Annotated in this window: 16 protein-coding genes and 1 tRNA gene; 2 read left to right on the forward strand and 15 right to left on the reverse strand. The window is 44.8% G+C overall.

Annotated elements, in window-relative coordinates; all coding sequences use genetic code 11:
• Positions 1 to 20 precede the first annotated feature (20 nt).
• The 6 genes from murB to V7Q13_RS10820 form a co-directional block, all read right to left on the reverse strand.
• Positions 21 to 1,034, reverse strand: a complete 1,014-nt coding sequence (gene murB / locus V7Q13_RS10795) for a UDP-N-acetylmuramate dehydrogenase (RefSeq protein ID WP_333800695.1) — start codon at positions 1,032 to 1,034, stop codon at positions 21 to 23.
• A 30-nt stretch (positions 1,035 to 1,064) separates the two neighbouring features.
• Complete coding sequence (gene priA, locus V7Q13_RS10800; protein ID WP_333800696.1) at positions 1,065 to 3,563, reverse strand: replication restart helicase PriA; 2,499 nt, start codon at positions 3,561 to 3,563, stop codon at positions 1,065 to 1,067.
• The gene (locus tag V7Q13_RS10805; protein ID WP_333800697.1) at positions 3,547 to 4,314 is read right to left on the reverse strand and encodes a lysophospholipid acyltransferase family protein; all 768 of its coding nucleotides are present in this window, start codon (positions 4,312 to 4,314) and stop codon (positions 3,547 to 3,549) included. The genes priA and V7Q13_RS10805 overlap by 17 nt, the downstream gene beginning before the upstream one ends.
• Positions 4,315 to 4,322: 8 nt before the next feature.
• A complete protein-coding gene (locus V7Q13_RS10810; protein ID WP_333800698.1) occupies positions 4,323 to 4,613 on the reverse strand; it encodes a putative quinol monooxygenase in 291 nt (96 codons plus the stop codon).
• Between the two features lie 50 nt (positions 4,614 to 4,663).
• Positions 4,664 to 5,488, reverse strand: coding sequence for an SAM hydrolase/SAM-dependent halogenase family protein (locus tag V7Q13_RS10815; protein ID WP_333800699.1), 825 nt, complete (start codon positions 5,486 to 5,488; stop codon positions 4,664 to 4,666).
• Between the two features lie 102 nt (positions 5,489 to 5,590).
• Complete coding sequence (locus V7Q13_RS10820) at positions 5,591 to 6,418, reverse strand: SDR family oxidoreductase (protein WP_333800700.1); 828 nt, start codon at positions 6,416 to 6,418, stop codon at positions 5,591 to 5,593.
• Between the two features lie 164 nt (positions 6,419 to 6,582).
• Between V7Q13_RS10820 and V7Q13_RS10825 the strand changes: the two genes are divergently transcribed.
• Positions 6,583 to 6,655 (forward strand) — tRNA-Lys (locus V7Q13_RS10825).
• Positions 6,656 to 6,978: 323 nt separating this feature from the next.
• Here V7Q13_RS10825 and V7Q13_RS10830 read toward each other — a convergent pair.
• The 3 genes from V7Q13_RS10830 to V7Q13_RS10840 all read right to left on the reverse strand — a co-directional run bounded on the left by V7Q13_RS10830 (position 6,979) and on the right by V7Q13_RS10840 (position 13,624).
• Positions 6,979 to 9,435, reverse strand: a complete 2,457-nt coding sequence (locus tag V7Q13_RS10830; RefSeq protein ID WP_333800701.1) for a hypothetical protein — start codon at positions 9,433 to 9,435, stop codon at positions 6,979 to 6,981.
• A 145-nt stretch (positions 9,436 to 9,580) separates the two neighbouring features.
• Complete coding sequence (locus V7Q13_RS10835) at positions 9,581 to 11,989, reverse strand: alpha/beta hydrolase family protein (RefSeq protein WP_333800702.1); 2,409 nt, start codon at positions 11,987 to 11,989, stop codon at positions 9,581 to 9,583.
• 300 nt (positions 11,990 to 12,289) lie between these two features.
• Complete coding sequence (locus V7Q13_RS10840; RefSeq protein ID WP_333800703.1) at positions 12,290 to 13,624, reverse strand: (Fe-S)-binding protein; 1,335 nt, start codon at positions 13,622 to 13,624, stop codon at positions 12,290 to 12,292.
• A 102-nt stretch (positions 13,625 to 13,726) separates the two neighbouring features.
• Here V7Q13_RS10840 and V7Q13_RS10845 point away from each other — a divergent pair, with 102 nt between their 5' ends.
• Positions 13,727 to 14,221 (forward strand): phosphoribosyltransferase family protein, encoded by a 495-nt coding sequence (locus V7Q13_RS10845; protein ID WP_333800704.1) that lies wholly within the window; start codon positions 13,727 to 13,729, stop codon positions 14,219 to 14,221.
• A 66-nt stretch (positions 14,222 to 14,287) separates the two neighbouring features.
• Here the strand turns inward: V7Q13_RS10845 and V7Q13_RS10850 are convergent, their stop codons facing one another.
• The 6 genes from V7Q13_RS10850 to V7Q13_RS10875 form a co-directional block, all read right to left on the reverse strand.
• Positions 14,288 to 14,797, reverse strand: a complete 510-nt coding sequence (locus V7Q13_RS10850) for a TlpA family protein disulfide reductase (RefSeq protein WP_333800705.1) — start codon at positions 14,795 to 14,797, stop codon at positions 14,288 to 14,290.
• 87 nt (positions 14,798 to 14,884) lie between these two features.
• Positions 14,885 to 15,178, reverse strand: a complete 294-nt coding sequence (locus V7Q13_RS10855) for a rhodanese-like domain-containing protein (RefSeq protein WP_333800706.1) — start codon at positions 15,176 to 15,178, stop codon at positions 14,885 to 14,887.
• Between the two features lie 174 nt (positions 15,179 to 15,352).
• Positions 15,353 to 16,759, reverse strand: a complete 1,407-nt coding sequence (locus V7Q13_RS10860; protein ID WP_333800707.1) for an MBL fold metallo-hydrolase — start codon at positions 16,757 to 16,759, stop codon at positions 15,353 to 15,355.
• Positions 16,760 to 16,828: 69 nt separating this feature from the next.
• Positions 16,829 to 17,641, reverse strand: coding sequence for a sulfite exporter TauE/SafE family protein (locus V7Q13_RS10865; protein WP_333800708.1), 813 nt, complete (start codon positions 17,639 to 17,641; stop codon positions 16,829 to 16,831).
• Positions 17,642 to 17,749: 108 nt separating this feature from the next.
• Complete coding sequence (locus tag V7Q13_RS10870; RefSeq protein WP_333800709.1) at positions 17,750 to 18,382, reverse strand: Crp/Fnr family transcriptional regulator; 633 nt, start codon at positions 18,380 to 18,382, stop codon at positions 17,750 to 17,752.
• An 88-nt stretch (positions 18,383 to 18,470) separates the two neighbouring features.
• Positions 18,471 to 19,892: an MBL fold metallo-hydrolase gene (locus tag V7Q13_RS10875; RefSeq protein WP_333800710.1), complete on the reverse strand. Its 1,422-nt coding sequence runs from the start codon at positions 19,890 to 19,892 to the stop codon at positions 18,471 to 18,473.
• Positions 19,893 to 20,132 lie beyond the last annotated feature (240 nt).

Genomic DNA, 20,132 nt, shown 5'->3' on the forward strand with positions numbered 1-20,132 from the left:
AAGGCTTTTGATTTTTGCACTCACAATATATTCACCTCTCTCTCTAGTTCGATTCCGAATTTTTGCTGAATGTCGTCGATGATTTGCTGAGAAAGTTGATAGATATCTGCACCACTGGCGCCGCCATAATTCACCAATACCAAGGCCTGCTTGCTGTGTACGCCGCATTGTCCTTGTCGGTGGCCTTTCCAGCCCGCTTGTTCAATCAGCCAACCAGCGGGTACTTTGGTGTGGCCTTCGCCAGCCGCATAGCCGGGTATGGTTGCAAAAGTTTGTTGCAGCTGTTGGTAATGCGCAGTTTCAATCACCGGATTTTTAAAGAAGCTGCCGGCGTTGCCCAACACCGCCGGGTCGGGCAGTTTTGACTGGCGTATGCGGATAACGGCTTCACTCACCTCACGTATGCCGGGGTTGTGCACACCCATCTGCTCCAGCTCGGCAGCAATGGCACCATAGCTGGTGTGTAGTGTTACTTTTTTGTTGAGCCGAAATATCACCGACACAATGGCGAGTTGCTGCTTGTATTGTTTTTTGAAAATACTTTCTCTGTAGCCAAAGGCACAATCGGCAGCGGCAAAATGCAACAGGCATTTGTCTTGTAAATGCCAGGCTGTTACTTCATGCAGTACATCTTTTATTTCCACACCATACGCTCCAATGTTTTGAATGGGCGATGCACCTACATTGCCGGGTATCAAGGATAAATTTTCGATGCCTGCATAGTTATGTGCAATGCAATACTGCACAAATGCATGCCAGTTCTCTCCGGCATTGGCTTGTACATAGTAGTGCTCATCATCTTCCTCCAACAATTGAATGCCTTTGATTTGATTGTGCAAAACCAAACCATCAAAGGGTTTTGTAAACAGCATGTTGCTACCACCACCGAGTATCAATGTTTGAGCGTAGCCCGTAGCCGCTGCTTGTAATTCTTGCAAGGAATCAAGTGAATCAAAAGCCGCAAAGCCTTTCACCAAAGCAGGCACGCCAAAGCTGGTGAGTGGTTGCAGGTTATAGTTGGTTTGTATCGTCATGCTACGAGCTTATTGCTTAATTCATCATTCCTACTGCGGATCTACATCAATCGACACCCGTACTCTTTTAAAAGCTTCCTGATGTTGCATTTCTACAATAGCTGTTTTGATGTCTGCTTTTGCTTGTTCTAAAAACGCCGCATTGCGGGGGAGCTTCAGCAACAGTTCGGTAATGTATTCGTTGCGGATGCGGTTGATGGGTGGCTCGGCTGGTCCGCTGATGTACTTGTCGTATTTGGTGCGCAACCATGCACCCAATGCATCGCAGGCCATCCATGAAGTGGTTTGATCTTTGTGCTTGCATTGCAGCATAATGAGCCTGCTGAATGGCGGATAAAAAAACAATTGCCGCTGCGCTACTTCGTATTGGTAAAAAGCAGGGAAGTCGTGCTGTTGTAAAAACGGAATGATGGGGTTGGCGGTGTCGAACAATTGTACCACCACTTTTCCTTTTTCACCTTTTCTGCCGGCACGTCCACTTACTTGTTCTATCAGTTGGAAAGCCCGCTCCGCTGCTCTGAAATCTGCAAACCGCATAATGCCATCTGCATCGGGAATGCACACCAAACCTACGTGGTCAAAGTCGAGGCCTTTTACCACCATTTGTGTGCCGGCCAGTATTTGTATGCGTTGGTCTTCAAACTGTCGGATGAGGTTTTCATGACTGTGTTTGCCCCGCACACTGTCAGTATCCATACGGGCCACAACCGCCTGCTCAAAGGTTTGATCGAGCAATTCTTCCAGTTGTTCTGTGCCAAAGTTTTTCTGCCGAAAATCCTGACTGCCGCAAGCACCACAGGTTTTCGCCAATGGATAAGTAGTGCCGCAATAATGGCAATGCAATTTTTGTGTGCTCTTGTGGTAGGTGAGTGACACATCGCATTGATCGCATTTGGGTATCCAACCACAGGTGCCGCACAATTGGTAGGGTGCATAACCACGACGATTTTGAAACACAATCACCTGCTTATTTTGCTGCAAGGTTTGGTTGATGCGTTCTTTCATCGCCTCCGTTAAAATCACTTTTTGTTTACGACTTTCCGGCACCTGTTTCAGGTCGATGATTTCTATATCGGGCAATTGCAAATCGCCGTATCGTTCGGTGAGTGTTACGAGACCGTATTTATGCTGTAAGCAATTGTGATAGCTTTCCAGCGAAGGGGTGGCGCTGCCGAGCAATACTTTGGCATTGCAAACGGAGGCATAAAAAATAGCAGCATCTCTTGCATGGTAGCGTGGTGGTGGATCGTATTGTTTGAAAGAACTGTCGTGCTCTTCATCCACTACCATCAATTTGAGATTGCAAAAGGGCAAGAACAACGCCGACCGTGCACCCAATACTACCTGTATTTCGCCCGACTTTACTTTGTTCCACAATTCCAGTCGTTCGTTGGCATTGAACTTAGAATGGTAAATGCCTACAAATCCACCGAGGTGCTGGCGCAGTTTGCGAACAATTTGAGAAGTCAATGCAATTTCCGGCAACAGGTACAAACATTGCTCACCCCGTTGTATGGCTTCTGCCATCAGCTGAATGTACAATTGTGTTTTACCACTGCCCGTTACACCATGTAGTAAAGTCACAGCATGTTGTTGCATGCTGTCTTTTAGTTGCTGCAGCGCTGTTTGTTGTGCTGCAGAAAATTGAATGTCTACATTCAACGCTTTGGCTACCTGTGGCAGGCGGTCTACGCTTCGTTTTTCCAATTGCAACACACCCTTGCTTACCAGCCCATCTAACACCGAAGGGGTGACACCAGATTTTTTCAGCAATGCAGGTTTCGTTACCTGTCCTTCGGTGCGGTCGTAGTGCAAAAAGGAGAGGAGTAAATCCAATTGCTTGGGTGCTTTCTGCCATTCGTTGATGAGCTTTTCCAATGCCGCTTCGTTGCGGTACACAGGCGCCAGTAACACGTAGGTTTCTGTTTTTTCCTTGTAGGTTTCCTGAATGGATTCCCACACCGTGGCTATGCCTTTTTCCACTAATTTTTTTACAACGGGATACACATTGTTGCTATCGAGCAAAGACTGTATTTCGCCTAGGTTGAGTTGTTGTTTTATTTCCAATGCCTCGGTGAGGATGTATTCTTTATCACTCAATTCTTGAATGGCCACTGTGTGTCCGTCGTTGTATTGAATAACGCTTTCGCTGCTGAGTTTGAGATGCGCTGGCAAGGCCGCCATCATCACTTCGCCTTCGGTGCTGCAGTAGTATTGTGCTATCCATTCCCACAGGCGCAATTGCTCGGGCATTACTACGGGAGCTTCATCTAATACTTCTAGAATGGGTTTGGTTTCATACAGGCCAGGCACATCGGTGTGCAGGCGTTTGATGATGCCCGCATAACGTTTGCTTTTTCCTACCTGTACTATCACACGGCTGCCTTGCTGCACCCGGTTGTTCCATTCGGCGGGTATGCTCCAGGTAAGAATTTTGGGTAAATAAATGGGCACAATCACATCGGCAAACAGCGAAGGTTTTTCTTGCTGAAATAAAAGCTGGTTGCTATGGTTACCGTTTTTGTGCATCCCGATTGTTGTAGTCAATAATAATGGATTCCATCAAATCATACACCCGTTTTTTTAGCAGGGGCAGGTCTTGCATGGTTAGTCCTTCAGTAGGTACTTCTTTTAAAATTACGGCTCTGCTTTTACCCGGCCGTAAGCGCCAGATAGACGCATAGTGCATCCTCGTTTTAGCATCCAGAAACACAATGGGTTTGATGGCAGTATTGGTTTCGATGGCAATACGAAAGGCGCCATCATAAAACGATTTGAGCGGCGCCCCTGTTTCATTAAACGTGCCTTCTGGAAAAATAAAGATGGAGCGGTTGTGTGCCAGCACTTCTTTGAGCATGGCTACACTACGGGCACGGCGTTCGGGGCTGCTGCGGTCTACCAATACAACTGCTAATCGATATAAAATACCAAACACCGGAATTTTCGCCATTTCATATTTGCCCAACACCCGAATGTTGGTATGGCGCAATGCTTGAAAAATCAACGGAATATCGAGGTAAGAAATATGGTTGGCTACAAACACAAAATGGCGTTTGCGGTCGAGTGGTTCTTCCCAAATATTTACATGCCAAATGCCTATAAGTGCAAACCACAAATGACTCCAAATACGGGAGAGATGAATAACGAGATTGCCGCCCAACGGTTGGCCAAGCAGCATGGCAATGATGATACCCGGCGTTACAAGAAACAGGCCTCCAGCAAACACCGCGAAGGCGTAAATGCAATAGGGAATCCAGAAAATGCTGAGCAACTTTTGCATAGCTATCATTACACTACCGTCATGGAATGGGCAACGGCTTTGGCCGCAAACATAGGCTTTACACGGCTCCACAGCAATTTGAAAAATTCACTGTACCGGTAATTATCGAGGGCTTGTGTATGGCTCCAGCGACTGATGGTAAAAAATACATGCGGCTCCTGATGGTCTTGGTATGCATTCAACTCGAGGCAGCCTTCAAATGCTGCAATGTGTTGTTTGTGTTCTTGAAATATTTGGCGAAACTCTTCGATGTGTTGTGGCATCAACGTGAGTTTTACCACACGGGTTAATGGTTGCATAGCGTAAAAATACAAAGGAAGAAGTACGAGGTACGAAGGGTGGCGTACACTTAATCTACAAAACGGATACGGACTGTTTGGTAAAACAGTCGTGAATTCATGAACTGATCGCTGGCATTTGCTGTAAAAGCCTGCAGACCAAACAAACCGGCGGCATTGCCCTTGTTCACTGCTATTTCCAGATAGCCGGCAGTATTGAAGAAAGCCAGTTTATCGCCTTCGGGCACACTGCCATAATGCTCAGAAATAGTGGTGATGCGGTCATCGTTTTTGAAACTGATTTCGAAGCGGCGGCCGCGGCCTACTTTGTCGAAATCGGATTTCATAACATTCACCACCACATTTTCAAAGCGATCTACAAAAATGATGCGGCTTTCAATGTAATCGTCGTACAGCAAAGGTTGTACGGCACTACGGGTTACAATTTGCTCTGGTTCTTCGCCCAGCAGGTGCAGCGATGTGCCATTGTCAACGGCTTGAATGGCGGCACCAATGGCATTCATCCAGGCCATACTGTTAGCAATATTTGCTGCATCAATGGGTAATACTATGCATTCGTAAGGGCCTTCATCCAAAATCATGGGAAGCAAGCCATTGTCGGCACAGGCAAAAAAATGTCCGTTTTGAAAAGCAATCAAACAGCGGGGCGATGGCGAGTGAAACAAATTCACCAACACAATATGCCAGCTGTACATGGGAAAATGCGGATAGGCACTGCGTACAAAGTAGGCCGCTTCGTTGTAGTTGAACGGCGTGATATTGTGCGAAATATCTGCTATTTGCCAAGCGGGGTTGTTTTGCCACAGCCTGCCTTTAATGGCGCCGGTTATATAGTCTTTGTAACCGATATCGGATGTTAGCGTAAGTATTGGCACAATGAATGCAGCAGTTCGTTTGGTGTATAATGGGTGCGGATAAAAGCGGCTGCAATGTCAGTACTGCTGGGCATATTTCAAAATGCAAACAGCAAGGTGAGTTTACTTCACCAAAACATTGTCTTTATAGAAAAATTTACGGACAAGTTTATCGGCCAGTGCCGGAAAAAACTTGTTCATAAATACAGTTTGTTTTCCCTGGAATGTCATCACCAGGGTACGTTTTCTTTTGGCAATGGCATTCATGATATGGACCGCACATTCTTCCGAAGTCATCATGGCTTTTTCATCCATGGGGCTTTCGCCCTGTGCCTTTGCATCTTTGTTGAGTGCCGCATTGCGAATGTTGCTGCTGGTAAAGCCGGGGCACACCCACATTACATTCACGCCACTCTCCAACAGTTCGGTACGCAAGGCTTCCATCCAACCTTGCAGGGCCCACTTGCTGGCGCTGTAGCCACTGCGGCCGGGCAGGCCACGGTAGCCGGCAATGGAACTTACGCCAATGATGTCGCCTTTTTGCTGCTGTATGTAGGGCAGGGCATACTTGGTGCAATACACCACGCCCCAAAAATTAATGTCCATCACTTTGCGGATGGTATCCAGCGAAGCTTCGTGAAACTCGGCCCGCATGCTGATGCCCGCATTGTTGACCAAAATATCAACGGTCGAAAAGTTGCGGATAACGGCGTTGATGAAATTGCGGCAATCGGTTTCGTTGCTTACATCGGCCACCATGGTAAACAACTTACTGCCAGGGTTTTGTACTTGCAGTTGGTACAGTTTATCACTGTTGCGGCTGCAGGTAGCCACATTGGCGCCTGCTTTCAGCAATTCTTCTACCATGGCACGGCCAATGCCGTCGCTGCCACCTGTTACTACAACTGTCTTGTTTTGAAAATATGCGGGGTTGTGTACCAATATTGCCATAGTGTATGCAAAGTTGGTCAATCGGAGAGGCGGTGTTGTTAATGAATTTGCAAACAGCCTGTTGATAAAGGGAAAATATTTTTTTTGGTTGCAATGGAGTCGACTCCTATTTTTGCACTCCCAAAAACGGAATACGCACAGCGAATTCTGTTACTGGAACGGGAGATCTGGTAGCTCAGTTGGTAGAGCAATACACTTTTAATGTATGGGCCCTGGGTTCGAGTCCCAGCCGGATCACGAAGAAAGTCCTCGCAGCAATGCGGGGACTTTTTATTTGGTCAAGTTTTCAGGAAATAGTTTTCCGCAGGTAGAATAAATAATCAGAGCTTAATCGATAACTCAACTTTTCCGCCGAGGCCTATCTCTTGAAGCTATTTTTCTTTTCCCAGGCTTTGTTTCAACTTGAAGTGCGGTCACTATAAATTCTTCGTAGCCAGCCTCTAAAGAATCCCTTTTTGGGGTGGCAGGCTTTCCAAAATGCCTGTTTTTGATTTGCTCCAAAGTCGTGATGTTTTTATTTGACCGCATAAAATTCTTCTTTGCTGAGTAAAATTACTTCGCTATTCAAACACTTCGTCTTTATCCAAGAAGCCGAATTCTTCTATTTGAGGTAAAATCTTGTTTGCAAGTTCTTCATTGGCTTTGCTCAATGCTTTCAATTCGTAGGTTGCTATATTATGCTCGGTTAAGCAACGTCTGATCTGGTACCATCCGGCATCCCATGTTTCAATTTTCCATTTGTTGGTGGCCATTTGGTTCAGGTTTGAGTAGAACAGTTGGTACACAATTTTTGCCTGCTCAATCACTTGTTTAGCTTCTGCTGACAGCTCATTTTTAGAAAGCCATTCTGCCACAAAACGATTTTGGTCGTTTACAAGTTGAAGTTTAAAGTCCGGGTCTTTAATTTCCCAATGTTTGATTAGTTCAATTTTAAAGGGGTAGAAATTGTTTTTAACATGATATATCTTGTCTAAGTATAGCACATTTCTTAAAGCCGATGTTTGATTCGAATTTGAAAACAAACTCCAAACGATACAGTCATTATAAAACTCGTTTGAGGGTTCAGTATGTGGTACTAAAAATTGATTTCGATCATTGAGCCAGGTTGGTTTCGGGATTTTCCTAACTGCATGGAGTGTCAACGCTTTTTCAAAATTCTCTTTTATAACTGTAAATGCACCAGCACTAACACTTGGGGATGAAAGAATTGAAACGTATTTAGCATTCTGAAAATCATTGCCTTTACTACAAATAGAAGCTAAAAAATCAGGTCTTGCTCTATGTCTTGTATCTGTGTTTCCATCCTTAACAGTAATACCGTTACTCAATGCAGGGAGAATGAAATCATTTGAATTTTGTGGTCTCGGAAACCAATTATTTAAAACGTCTTTTTTCTTGATTAACTGTAAATGTTTTACTCCAATAGTCGCCCCTTCACTATTGGCGATGTCAATTTCAACTGATCTCTTCTTGCCTGACTCAGATAAATTCCAAATCATAAATGAAATTGGAAAGTCACCAGTCACTCCATGAAAACATTTAGAGTGAAATAAAAAGCCTTTCTCAAACTTAAAATTAAAATGCCTATCTCTATATTCAACACTATCAGGGGCATTTAAATATTTCAAAGTCGAAAACATGCCTAAATAAGACTTCTTGGGTAATTCCTTAACTATTCTAAACATGAATTGAGCAAAGAGTTCACGTTTAGCATGGCCTGCATCAACTTTATCCATTGCAGATTCAACTTTTGTTTTGCTTACACCTTTTTTTGAACTACCGTCTGATTTTGCATCTTGAGCAGTAGCAAATGGCGGATTGATGTAAACAATCCATGTAATATTGGGGTCAGCTAATTCATCTTTTAGCTTTTTGGGGAGCTTCCAGTTAGGCTCAAACGGCAAATTACCTTTGTTAAACACGTATTCAACATCATCATTCAGGTAGTCATATTGAAAGCAGGTAGCATTGGGAAATACTTTTTTCAAATGGTCTGCTTCACTGCCGTGCAAGGTAGACATGTATAAATACTTGTATGCTTCTGCGGGCAGGTGGTATTCGAGATTACCGGTTCCGGCAGCCATATCCCATATTCTGAACTTGCCTGATTTATACCAGTTTTTACCCAACACCTCGTTCCAATAATGAACAGCTTTTTTACCGAAATGTAACGGGGTGTAAAATTCACCTTCAAATCTTCTTTGGCTTTCATCGGTAAGTCGGTCCAGTTTTGCATGAATACCATTGATGGTTTCAGCATTTTCTACATAATCATAAACACTCCAAAAATAATCGTAGTCCTTCATCAGGACTTTTTGTGTTTTAGAGTTTTTGTCTTCGAAAGTGAAAACCACCCGGCTGTTATCCTTATCAATAATGACTTTGTCTCGTTGAATATTAGCCAGAAAGTAAAATGAAGGCTTGTATCCATTCACGATGTAAGGTCCAATGACTGATTTCCAGTGGTCAAAAACTGCTTCAAAGTTTTCTTCGTTGATTACTTTCTTATCGCCAAAGTCAAATATCAGTTGCGGATTCAGTGCATTGTCAAGGTTCTTTTTAAAAGCATCCAGCTCCTGCCTTTTCGTAATAGCGTAAATATGAATCTTTCCTGTCTCGGGTTCTTTTACTAAGTGGTCAATCAGTTTTGGGTCGGGTTTACTGGCAGGCCTTTCCCAATCATAGGCATCACTTGTGTAGTATGTGCTCCATTTTCTTGTTTCGGTAAGTGTTGCTTCGTTCTTATCGGCAAGGCAAATGAAAAAAGGAATGGCTTTGCTAATTTGAACGTATTTGAGCCTACGGATGTAGTAAAGCGATTGAGCCAGTATGGTCGCAAGAGCTTTAAGATTATGGAAGTTCTTATCGGCCTTAAATTCAAAAAGAACCTGCGGAGTGTATAAGTCATTTCTGCTGGAAGTGTTGTATTTGATATTGAAGAAATTGGCATAAATGCCTCTTACTTCATCTTCCTGTGTGGATCTCTCTAGCTGATTTTTAAACTCTTCGAATTTCATTTCTCTTATTTGAGTTTGTTTCACTTCGATAAAAATAGGCCTTTGGCATTACTTGTTTGTTCTGAGTAAAAAAATGGGTTTCACCAAAACAAAACAACCCGTAACCATCACAGCTACGGGTTGTTGGTAAAAGAAAGCAGCAAGATTATTTACCCGCTTTCTTCACGTATTTCTCCAGCCAGCTGTATTGCTCCCACAGCAGGTGCAGCAGGTTTTCTTCGGCAGCGTAGCCATGGCTTTCATATGGCAGGCTTACAAAACGTACTGTACCGCCGTGGCCTTTGATGGCATTGTACAAACGTTCGCTGTTGATGGGGAAGGTGCCGGGGTTGTTGTCGGCATCGCCATGCACCAACAGAATGGCATCTTTAATTTTATCGGCATAGCTAAACGGACTCATTTTGTAATACAAGTCGGGTGCCTGCCAGTAAGTGCGTTCTTCATTTTGGAAACCAAACGGCGTCAACGTACGCATATAAGCTCCACTGCGGGCAATACCGGCCTTAAACAGGCGGCTGTGGGCCATCAGGTTGGCCGTCATAAAGGCGCCATAGCTGTGGCCACCCACTGCTGCACGGCTGGTATCGCCAAAGCCCAAATCGTGTGCTGCTTTCAGGCCTGCTTCAGCATTCCAAATGAGTTGCTCTACAAAGTTGTCGTTGGGTTGCTTGTCGCCTTCGCCCACAATCGGAAACTCCGACTCATCCATTACCGCATAGCCTTGTGTAGCATAAAAAATGGGTGAGCCCCAGTTGAGGCGTGTAAAGGTGTATTTGCTACCTCGTACCTGTGCAGCATCGCTGGCGCTTTTAAACTCACGTGGGTAAGCCCACATCACAATGGGCAAACGGCCATCTTTCTTTGCATCATAACCGGCAGGCAGGTAAACAGTTGCTGTAAGGTCGATACCATCTACACGTTTGTAAGTGATTTTTTGCTTGCTAATCTGTCGCAAGGCAGGCTGAGGATCGGGGAAGCTAGTCAACGCTTTTACGGTATTGGCCTTGATGTCACGCATGAAATAATTGGGTGCTTCTGTCGGGCTTTGACGGCTGGTAATTACCCATCCTTTTTCAGCATCCAAAACATCAGTTACGCTTTCGTAGTAGCCTTTTTCGCAGCGCCAAACGATGTTGTTCTTTTTGCTGGCCAAATCGAAAATGGCATAGAAAGGCAAATCGCCATCAGGAGATGCGCCGGCACCAATCATGGGAATGCCAGTGCCATTGTTCACCGTTTGCAGCACATTGCGGCCATACTGATTGCGATGTAATACGGGAGAACCCGGATCGCTGTAGCGGTCGTTGGTGCTGCGGTCGAAGAGTACTTCTTTAGCACCGGTGCTTGGGTTGAGCATCGACAATTTTGCCCGCTGCTTGCCTTGCAGACCTTCATTCAACAAGGCCATGTTGGCATCGCCCCACACCATGCCGCGGTAACGCATTTCAGTTTTGGTGAGTTCTTTTTCGGCGCCGGTAAATGGAGCACTCAACATGTATACTGCATCATGAAAGGGTACATTGTTTTTCATGATACCGCCATCGAGTGGCTTGGCCCAATACACAGTGGCTGGCTCATCGGCCCGCCAGTTGTGGCCACGGGTAATGTCTTGCACGTTGTCGAAACCTGTGGGTGAACTTTCTGCCGACGGCAATTCGGCCAGCACTTTCACGGTTGCACCTTTACGATCGGTTATTTTCATGGTGCTGGGAAAACCATTTACCTGCACCAGATAGCTGAATGGCTTTTTGATGGTTTCGATGAGGTAATATTTTTTGTCGGGGCTTACTGAGGCACGGCTGTAAATGGCCGGAGTGCCAATGGCTGTTTCTAAACCGCCTTTGTTTTCTACCAACTGACTGGTGGCATAAAATTCAAACAGTTGCTCGTCGTAAGGATTCTTGATCAAATCCTGATAGGTACGGCTGGGAGCGGCTTTGCCGAGGTTTTGCTGTACCACAGGACCCTTGGGTGCTAATGGCTTTGGTGGTGCCTGCGAAGCTGGTTTCAATGCCACGTAGTACAACAAAGTAGCATCGTCTACATAGCTGTAGTCGCCCAGTACCAGGTTCAGGCTCTTCTTGTTTACTTTTTTGGCTACGCCGGTTTTGATATCTGCCTCGTACAAATCAATGGTGTTGGCGGTGGTATGGCTGAAGGCAAATTTTGTCTGCGAAGGATTCCAAACGGGGCTGCCAGCTTTCAGGTTGGCGGGCAGGCCAGTTACCTGCATTTCTTTGCCGGTGGCTACGGTTTTGATTTTAAAATTGGTGATGTAGGTGCTGCGGCTGGGGCCAAAATTATTTGGGTTGAGGCGCATGCCTGCAATGCGGAGTTCGGGCTGTGCCAGTTCTTCAATTTTGGGGTAAGAGCTACGTTCACTGAGCAGCATGTACGTGCCTTTGTCGTCGATGATGACAGAAGGCGTGCCGGCTGCCAGCAAAATATCGGCAATGGCTTGAGGTGGTCGCTGATACTGAATGTCGTCTTGTGCCATGCCCTGCAGCGAAAAGGCGAAGAGCAGGAGGCCAAGGAATTTCTTTTTCGTCATCATGCTTTATTGTGTTTTGAGAAAGATAGGACGATGTTTTGGGTTTTGTCCGACTGTTGCGTTTTTTCAACGCAAAGGCGCAAAGCCGGTAAGATTTTGAGAGAAGAATGTTTCGGGTTTTTAGTTGGTGGTTTGCAGGTTCGGGTTTGGTTGATGGGAGCTGTTGAGTTCTTTCTTTCCTCCGTTTCTCAGTGGTACCGATGTAAGCATGCTTTTGAGTTGCTGTCATAAAAAATGGAACTGAGCATTCACTCAGTTCCATTAAAATCTTTGTGTCTTAGCTACTTGGCGTTGAAAGAAAAATCATCCATTTACCCAGGCTTCCCTTTCTTCCGGATTAAATTTCCAGGGGGCAAAGTTGTTTTCAATATTACCAAACATGGCATTCCACTCGCCGGGGCTGTTGCTCTCGTCGAGGATGAGGTAGCGGCGTTGTTTCAAAATAATATCCAGCGGAGAAATGCTTACAGGGCACTCTTCCACACAGGCATTGCAAGTGGTACAGGCCCGCAGTTCCTCCACCGTAATGTAATCATGCAACAAGCTTTTACCATCGTCTACCCATTGGCCATTGTTGGCCGCCAGCACTTTGCTTACTGCTTCGGCACGGTCACGGGTTTTCATCATGATAGCCCGGGGGCTGAGTACTTTTCCGGTGCTGTTGGCCGGGCAGGCGGTACTACAACGGCCACATTCGGTGCAGCTGTAAGCATCCAGCAAATTCTTCCAGCTGAGGTCAAAAATATCTTTGGCACCAAACTGATTGGGCGGCGCCTCGGGCAGTTGACTGAGCACAGGATGTGTAGCAATATCCTGCCCCATGGCCAGTGCCACTTCCTTCTGAATCTCTGGCATGTTCTGCATTTTGCCATAGGTTTCGGGGCGGGCAAACCACGCATTGGGAAAGGCAAACAAAATGTGCAAATGCTTGCTGTACGGCAAGTAGTTCAGGAAGGCCAGAATGCCGATGATGTGCAACCACCACGCTGTTCTTTCAATGCCTGCCAGTGTTGCGTTGGACAAGCCGCTTAACAAAGGGGAGATGTACTGACTAATGGCAAACGGGCCAACTGCATGTTCAGCATACGGCGCCACGTTGTTGGCAATCAGTACGCCTTCGGTGGCATTCATGAGCAAGAACAACGACATCAATACAATCTCCGTGAAGAGAATGTAATTAGCATCGCTGCGGGGCCAGCCATTCAAATCATTGCTGATAAAACGACGTAGTTTCAGCACGTTTCTACGCACCAAAAACACTACGCAAAAAACGAGTACGGCAAAGGCCAGTATTTCAAAAGCATTGATGAGAAAACTGTAAAAACTGCCCAGCATGGGAGCAAACAAACGATGGGTGCCCAACACACCATCCAGCACTATTTCCAATACCTCAATATTGATGATAACGAAACCCGCATACAGCACAAAGTGCATGATGGCCACCAGCGGATTTTTGAACATCTTTTTTTGGCCCAGCGCCAGCAATAATAAGTTGCTCATCCGCTTGTTGCGGTCGGTTTCAATGGTCTCGTCCTTACCCATTAAAATGACCTTACGGATACGCCCAATGTTGCGGGAAAACAACCAAACAGCTGCGGCAACAACACTTACAAACAACGCCTGAGCCAGATATTGCATACAAATAAGTTTAGCAAGCACAATAAATCGATGGCACTAAATTAAGTGCCCTGCTGCTATATTGTTTGTTTTGTGGTTAATTTGCCACAAAGCGTTTACAAAGTGGTTAAAAATTACATACTGGATAAGGCAGGCATCGACTTGCGGTTGCAGCGGATGGCCTTGGAAATAGCCGAGCAAAATATGGATGAGCAACGCATTGTAATTGCCAGTATTTTGCCCAATGGCGCCATCATGAGCGACATTATCAAAAAAGAGTTGGCTAAATATTTCGATGGTGTTATTGAAGAACTGACCATTGATCTGGATAAACGTCATCCCGGTGAAATATCGCTGAGCAATCAGCCCGATTTGAATGGTGCTGTACTGCTGTTGCTCGACGATGTGGCCAATAGCGGCAAAACGCTCACCTATGCTTTGAAGCCATTTTTAGAGCATCATCCCAATAAAATTCAGACTGCAGTTCTGGTAGCACGTACCCATCGTAAGTTTCCGATACAGCCTGATATTGTTGGGTTCAGCCTGGCCACTACGCTGCAAGATTATATTGATGTAGAAGTGGCGGATGGTGTAATGACCGGTGCATGGATTGCGTAAATCAATAACAAACAAAAAAGCGGCCAATACTTATGTGTTGGCCGCTTTTTTTAAATACACTACCTGCTATTTCAATAGCGCCTTTATGGCATCGGTATTGTATTCTTCCTTGCCTGAAATCTCTTTTACCAGTTGTCCGTTCTCATCAAAGAAAAAGCTGGCCGGAATGCCGGGAACATTCAGCAAATCGGGGAGGTCGCCAGCAGGCATGTAACTATGTGCAAACAGGTTTTTGCCTTGCATAAACTTGATGGCATCAGCTGCGTCTTCATCAAGCGATAATAAGATAATGGCTGCTTTACTGGTGTCGATAGATGCGGCAAGCTGTTCAATGCCTGGCATTTCTTCCCGGCATGGTCCGCACCACGATGCCCACAAATTGAGCAATATTTTTTTTCCTTTAAATGAAGCCAGCGAAACGGTTTTGCCACTGAGCGTTTTCATGCTTAGTTCGGGCAATGTTTTACTATTTTCAGCAGGAGCAATTGCTGTTGCAGCAGGCTTATTTTGACAGGCCATTACCCCTGCTGATAGTAGCAAAACGAGTGCAAAAGCAGAGAAGAGAATACGTTGCATAATGAACATTGAGATGGTTCAAAAATAAGGAAGCACCCACTGGCATTGTGTTAAATGCCGGTGAGTGCCCGTTGTTTCAAATAATAATTAAGCTGATTTGCGTACCAGTATATTAATGACATCTTCTACACTACCACCATTGTAAATATTGGCTACGCCTAATTGTTTCAGGTAGCTCACTACCTGGCCGCTGCGGTTGCCGCTCCGGCAAAAGAACACAATGTTTCTTTGACCAATACCTTCAATGCTTTTCCATTGTGCAGGTATTTGATCCATGGGAATGTTGATACTGCCTTCAGCTTTGTACATGTTGAATTCCATTGCTGTTCGTACATCTACAAACAGTGTGTCGGGGAGTTGAACAATTTGTTGGTATTGCATATTCGTTGTTTTTCATTGGTGATGATTGTACAAAATTGCATAGGGTCGTCAGGCCTATGTATGACTCAAGTTACACAAGCATCTTTGGCAATTTGTGCTACTGTTACATGCTACTGTTACAAAAGAAAGACCTCCGCATAGCGAAGGCCAATCTTGTCATTAAGCAGCACACTTTTACTCACTCACCAGTGTATTGCCATTAGCTGTCCATTCATTAATGCCACCCATATAGCTGGCAATATTTTTATAACCGGCTTTCGCCAAAACCGAATATGCAATAGCTGTTCTGTCGCCACCCTGGCAATGCAGTATTACAGGTGATTCTGTAGGAATTTTATCCATGTTTTTTTCAATGGTTCCTACAAAAACGTTTGCGGCGTTTTTAATGTGGCCAGCTTTGTATTCTGCCACACCACGCAGGTCAATGATGCGTGTGTCGCTATTGTCTGCCATTTTTTCTTTCACTACATTTTCGTCTACCAGTGCTGCTGTTTCCAGTTTGCCACCGGCAGCTTCCCATGTTTTTGTAGAGGGAATAAAGCCCAGGATATTATCCAGACCAATCCGCATCAACTTTCTGGTAAGATCATCGAGTTGCTCAGGGTCTGCCAACAGGATAAAAGATTCATCATAATTGAGGAACCAGCCAGCCCATGTAGCAAATGCGTTGTTGCCCTGAATATTGAGTGTGCCGGGAATGTAGCCAGCGGCAAAGTCCATTTTCAAACGGGTGTCAATTACTTTAATGCCTTGCTTCATAGCAGCCATCAGTTCTTCGGTATTCAGCTGCTTCAGTTTTGGAACGCTTGTGAGCAAGGGGCGGTCCACTTTATTCAGCTTTTTCATCATAGCAAAGTACTTGGGCGGCTCGGGCTGGTCTGCCAGCAAAAAGTTGATGAACCCGGCTTCATCCTGCTGAAAACGGAATGCCCAGTTACGTACTTTTTCATAACCCACAGTAGAGCTGGGCACTGCGCCCAAAGCCTTTCCACAGGCCGAACCGGCACCATGGCCGGGCCATACTTGTATGTAGTCTGCCAGTGCGGTAAACTTCTGAATAGATTCAAACATTTGGTGTGCACCTTTGTCCTGAGTGCCAACCAAACCTGCGGCTTTTTCCAGTAAGTCGGGGCGGCCAATATCACCTACAAATACAAAGTCACCTGTAAAAATCATCACAGGCTCTTCGCTGGCCGACACATCTGTCAGCAAAAAGCTGATGCTTTCAGGAGTGTGCCCGGGTGTATGCAGCACTTCAATTTTCAGGTTGCCCACTTTTACAATGTCGCCATGCTTCAATGCGTTGTGTGCAAATTCATATTCCCAACCGGGGCCGCCTTCGCCACTCAAATACATTTCTGCACCAGTAAGAGCAGCCAATTCACGTGAGCCCGCCAAGAAGTCGGCATGTATATGTGTTTCGAAGATGTGGGTGATCTTCATATTGTTTTGCACAGCTATCTCGAGGTAGGTGTCTACATCTCTTTTGGGGTCAATAACTGCGGCTACACCTGCTTTTTGACAGCCGATAAAATAGCTGGCTTGTGCAAGCGTTTTGTCGTACACGTGTTGAAAAAACATATGGATTAAATTGATTGGTTACAAAAATGATGGTGTAATGGATAAACTTGTAATGATGGAGTATCACTATTAGTGAGCCGATGGAACAGAGAGGAAAAGCTCTTTGATAATGATGTAAATACCCATTACCAACACAAACCAGCCGAAGCCTTTTTTTAAACTTGCTGCAGAAACTTTTTTACTCAGCAAATTGCCTACAAAAATACCTGCTATGGCCAGAGCTGTAACGGTAAGCAAAAGGGGCCAGTCCATGACTGTTTTACCCAAGTCGCCGGTAAAACCGAGTAAAGACTTTGCTGCAATAATGAGGAGTGAAGTGCCCACCGCTTGTTTCATGGGGAGCTTGCTGAGCAGCACCAATGCTGGAATAATTAAGAAACCACCGCCGGCACCTACCAGTCCGGTAAGCACACCTACTATGGCACCTTCCAGCAAAATCAATGGGTAGTTGAATACTTGTTTTTCTTCAGGACAATCAACGCATTTTTTCTTTTCTCTAATCATAGAGATGGAGGCAAACACCATCAGGATGGCGAAAAGCATCATCATTAGTAAAGGCTTCGTCACAATGAAATCACCTATGGTAAACACTTCATTGGGTAGGGCAGGTACTATAAAAGCACGGGTGGCATACACAGCTGCTATAGATGGGATACCAAAAATGAGTGCTGTTTTCAGGTTTACTTCTCCGGCTTTATATTTTGGGAAAGCACCAACCAAACTTGTAGCTCCTACAATAAATAATGAGTAAGCTGTGGCAGCTACAGGGTTTACACCAAACAAGTACACCAATACAGGAACCGTGAGTATAGAACCACCTCCGCCAATTAAGCCTAATGAAATACCAATGACCAGCGATGCGAGATAACCTGCTACTTCCATGAATTCGATTTAGAATACAAAATTGTCTGGTTGTTATTAGTTCTTCTGTGATTGTAATCACTCAAGATAGAATGTAAAAATGAGCTGAGTACTTTTTAGCATTTACGTTCATTTTCGCAGCCATTCAAAAGAGTTCCGATGAATACTTATCCATCCGTTCTTTTCCATTTTTTTCATCAGGCGGCTGATGACTTCGCGGCTTGAGTTGAGATCGTTGGCTATTTCCTGGTGCGTCAGTTTTACATGGTTGCCAAATTGTTTTACTTGTTTCAGCAAATAAAATTCAAGGCGTTCATCCATATTTCTGAAAGCAATTTCATTTACTGTTTGCAATAAATCATTATAACGTGAACGGTATGTTTTGATAACAAAGTAGTGCCAGCTCTTGTATTGCCCTAACCATTTTTCCATGTATTGTAACGGCACCGAAAGTACTACTACATCCGTGAGAGCTTTTGCCATGGCTTCGCTTTTTTCATGACCAAAATTGCATACCATACTCAAGGCACAAGCCTGCCCGGGCTCTAAGTGGTACACAAAAAACTCATCGCCTTCGTCGTCATCCTGATACAGTTTTACAACACCCTCAATCACCATCATGGTTGATCGGATGGGGTGCCCTTTTTTCAAAATCACAGACCCGGCTGCAAAGCTTCTTACGTTGCCATATTGCAACAGTTCTTCATACAGCCCGTCTTCAAGATTGGGGAATAATTTGCGTAGCGTCAGCTCGTCGGGCATAGTATTGTATCGTTGAAGTAATGATTCGTTAAGTACAAATAAAAATTGTTGCCAACCGGGGTTAAGTGATAATAGTCACCACCGGATTTTAGAGTTGGCTGACCGGCTCCTGATAGGCTGATCTTGGTAAGTCTGTGTTTAAGAGTGCCTGAATGCCGCCGGTTATATTGAGTACGTTGCCAAACCCACCGGCAGCCAAAATGCTGGCAGCAGTGGCCGAACGGTTGCCCGAACTGCAGAGTAAATGAATCGTATTGTCCGGGTTCAATGTTTTGCTCCACTTATAAATTTCGCCAAGTGGAAAGTGCTTACTGCCAATGATGTGCTGACTATTGTACTCGCAAGTTTTTCTGACATCCATTAAGCAAATGCCTTGCTGCTGGTGATAATTATTTTCAAAATCATATGCTTCTATATGTAGCAACGCCGCAACAGGTTTTTCTGCCTTAATCCATGCTTCAATACCGCCCTGCAAGTAGCCAATGGTATTGTTGTAACCAATGTTTACCAAACGGGAAATGACAGCTTGTTCTGTGCCTTCATCAAGTACCAACAATATCGGTTGCTGAAGGTCTGTTATCAATGCACCTGTCAGTTTTGAAAACTGATCGTCGAGGGCAATATAAACAGCACCAGGAATGAATGCAGTTGAGAACGCCGATACGGCTCGGGTGTCAATAATTAGTGCAGCATTTTCTTCTCTTGCTTTTTCAAATGCATTTACAGTAAGTGGGTGAAGTCCGTTGCACATCATTTCTTCCTGCGTAGTGGTACAGGCACTTTGATTGAGCAACACATTAAAAGGGTAGTAGGCAGGCGGAACAGGCAAGCCCTCTGTAGCAATTGCAATAAACCTATCCCTTTGCAACTGCGGATTCAAAGCATAATTCACTTTCTTCTGGTGGCCAATTGTATCCACAGGGCTATTGCCAATATTTTTTCCACAGTCGCTGCCTGCACCATGTGCCGGGTAAATCATGATATCGTCTGACAGGGGTAAAATTTTATTGCGTAACGAATCGTATAGTAATCCTGCTAAAAATTCAGGTGTAATTTCAGATTTCAATTGTTGCACAATATCCGGGCGGCCAATTTCTCCCACAAACAAGGTATCGCCTGTAAAAATGGCAATATCTTTTCCGGAGGCGTTACTTACCAGAAACGAAGTTGATTCTAATGAGTGGCCCGGGGTATGCAGCACTTTGATAGTTGACTCACCAACATGTAGCAGGTCATTATCTTTTGCAATATGTGCCCGGTAAAGCGGCTTTGCCGTAGGGCCAAACACGATTGTGGCACCGGTTCTGGCTGCCAGTTCCTGATGACCGCTAATGAAATCAGCATGAAAATGGGTCATCAATACATATTTCAAACGGATATTTGTAGCCGCCAGTTTTTCAAGATAGGGCGAAATAGCCCGCATCGGGTCTATCACTACAGCCTCTCCGGCATCGTACAAAAAGTATCCATTTTCAGAAAGCGCTTCGTTCCGAACTGTTTCTATGTGCATGCGGCTGTAATTTTCACCTAAACGAGATTCATCAAGGCCTTACAAAAGTCAGAACAGTAGCGGCGGGCTACTGTGACACATATCACTGGCACCTACCTGTTTTGCAAAACGAATGAACCAAGGTTTTCCACATTTCTTCTGAAAAATTTCAATGTTTAAACTTTGAAGTCTATTGAGAAATTAAGCTGTTTAAGTATTTCCTATAAGACGGTAAACAAAAAACAACAATTATGCACAGCA

The organism is Phnomibacter sp., from assembly GCF_036803085.1.
Taxonomy (GTDB): Bacteria; Bacteroidota; Bacteroidia; order Chitinophagales; family Chitinophagaceae; genus Phnomibacter.

What these genes read in the sequence shown, in the direction of transcription:
- V7Q13_RS10830 (WP_333800701.1), bottom strand. Translation starts at nt 9,435, where the DNA reads ATGAAATTCGAAGAGTTTAAAAATCAGCTAGAGAGATCCACACAGGAA.
- priA (WP_333800696.1), bottom strand. Translation starts at nt 3,563, where the DNA reads ATGCACAAAAACGGTAACCATAGCAACCAGCTTTTATTTCAGCAAGAA.
- V7Q13_RS10810 (WP_333800698.1), bottom strand. Translation starts at nt 4,613, where the DNA reads ATGCAACCATTAACCCGTGTGGTAAAACTCACGTTGATGCCACAACAC.
- V7Q13_RS10860 (WP_333800707.1), bottom strand. Translation starts at nt 16,759, where the DNA reads ATGTTTTTTCAACACGTGTACGACAAAACGCTTGCACAAGCCAGCTAT.
- V7Q13_RS10805 (WP_333800697.1), bottom strand. Translation starts at nt 4,314, where the DNA reads ATGCAAAAGTTGCTCAGCATTTTCTGGATTCCCTATTGCATTTACGCC.
- murB (WP_333800695.1), bottom strand. Translation starts at nt 1,034, where the DNA reads ATGACGATACAAACCAACTATAACCTGCAACCACTCACCAGCTTTGGC.
- V7Q13_RS10820 (WP_333800700.1), bottom strand. Translation starts at nt 6,418, where the DNA reads ATGGCAATATTGGTACACAACCCCGCATATTTTCAAAACAAGACAGTT.
- V7Q13_RS10840 (WP_333800703.1), bottom strand. Translation starts at nt 13,624, where the DNA reads ATGCAATATCTGGCTCAGGCGTTGTTTGTAAGTGTTGTTGCCGCAGCT.
- V7Q13_RS10870 (WP_333800709.1), bottom strand. Translation starts at nt 18,382, where the DNA reads ATGCCCGACGAGCTGACGCTACGCAAATTATTCCCCAATCTTGAAGAC.
- V7Q13_RS10835 (WP_333800702.1), bottom strand. Translation starts at nt 11,989, where the DNA reads ATGATGACGAAAAAGAAATTCCTTGGCCTCCTGCTCTTCGCCTTTTCG.
- V7Q13_RS10865 (WP_333800708.1), bottom strand. Translation starts at nt 17,641, where the DNA reads ATGGAAGTAGCAGGTTATCTCGCATCGCTGGTCATTGGTATTTCATTA.
- V7Q13_RS10850 (WP_333800705.1), bottom strand. Translation starts at nt 14,797, where the DNA reads ATGCAACGTATTCTCTTCTCTGCTTTTGCACTCGTTTTGCTACTATCA.
- V7Q13_RS10875 (WP_333800710.1), bottom strand. Translation starts at nt 19,892, where the DNA reads ATGCACATAGAAACAGTTCGGAACGAAGCGCTTTCTGAAAATGGATAC.
- V7Q13_RS10855 (WP_333800706.1), bottom strand. Translation starts at nt 15,178, where the DNA reads ATGCAATACCAACAAATTGTTCAACTCCCCGACACACTGTTTGTAGAT.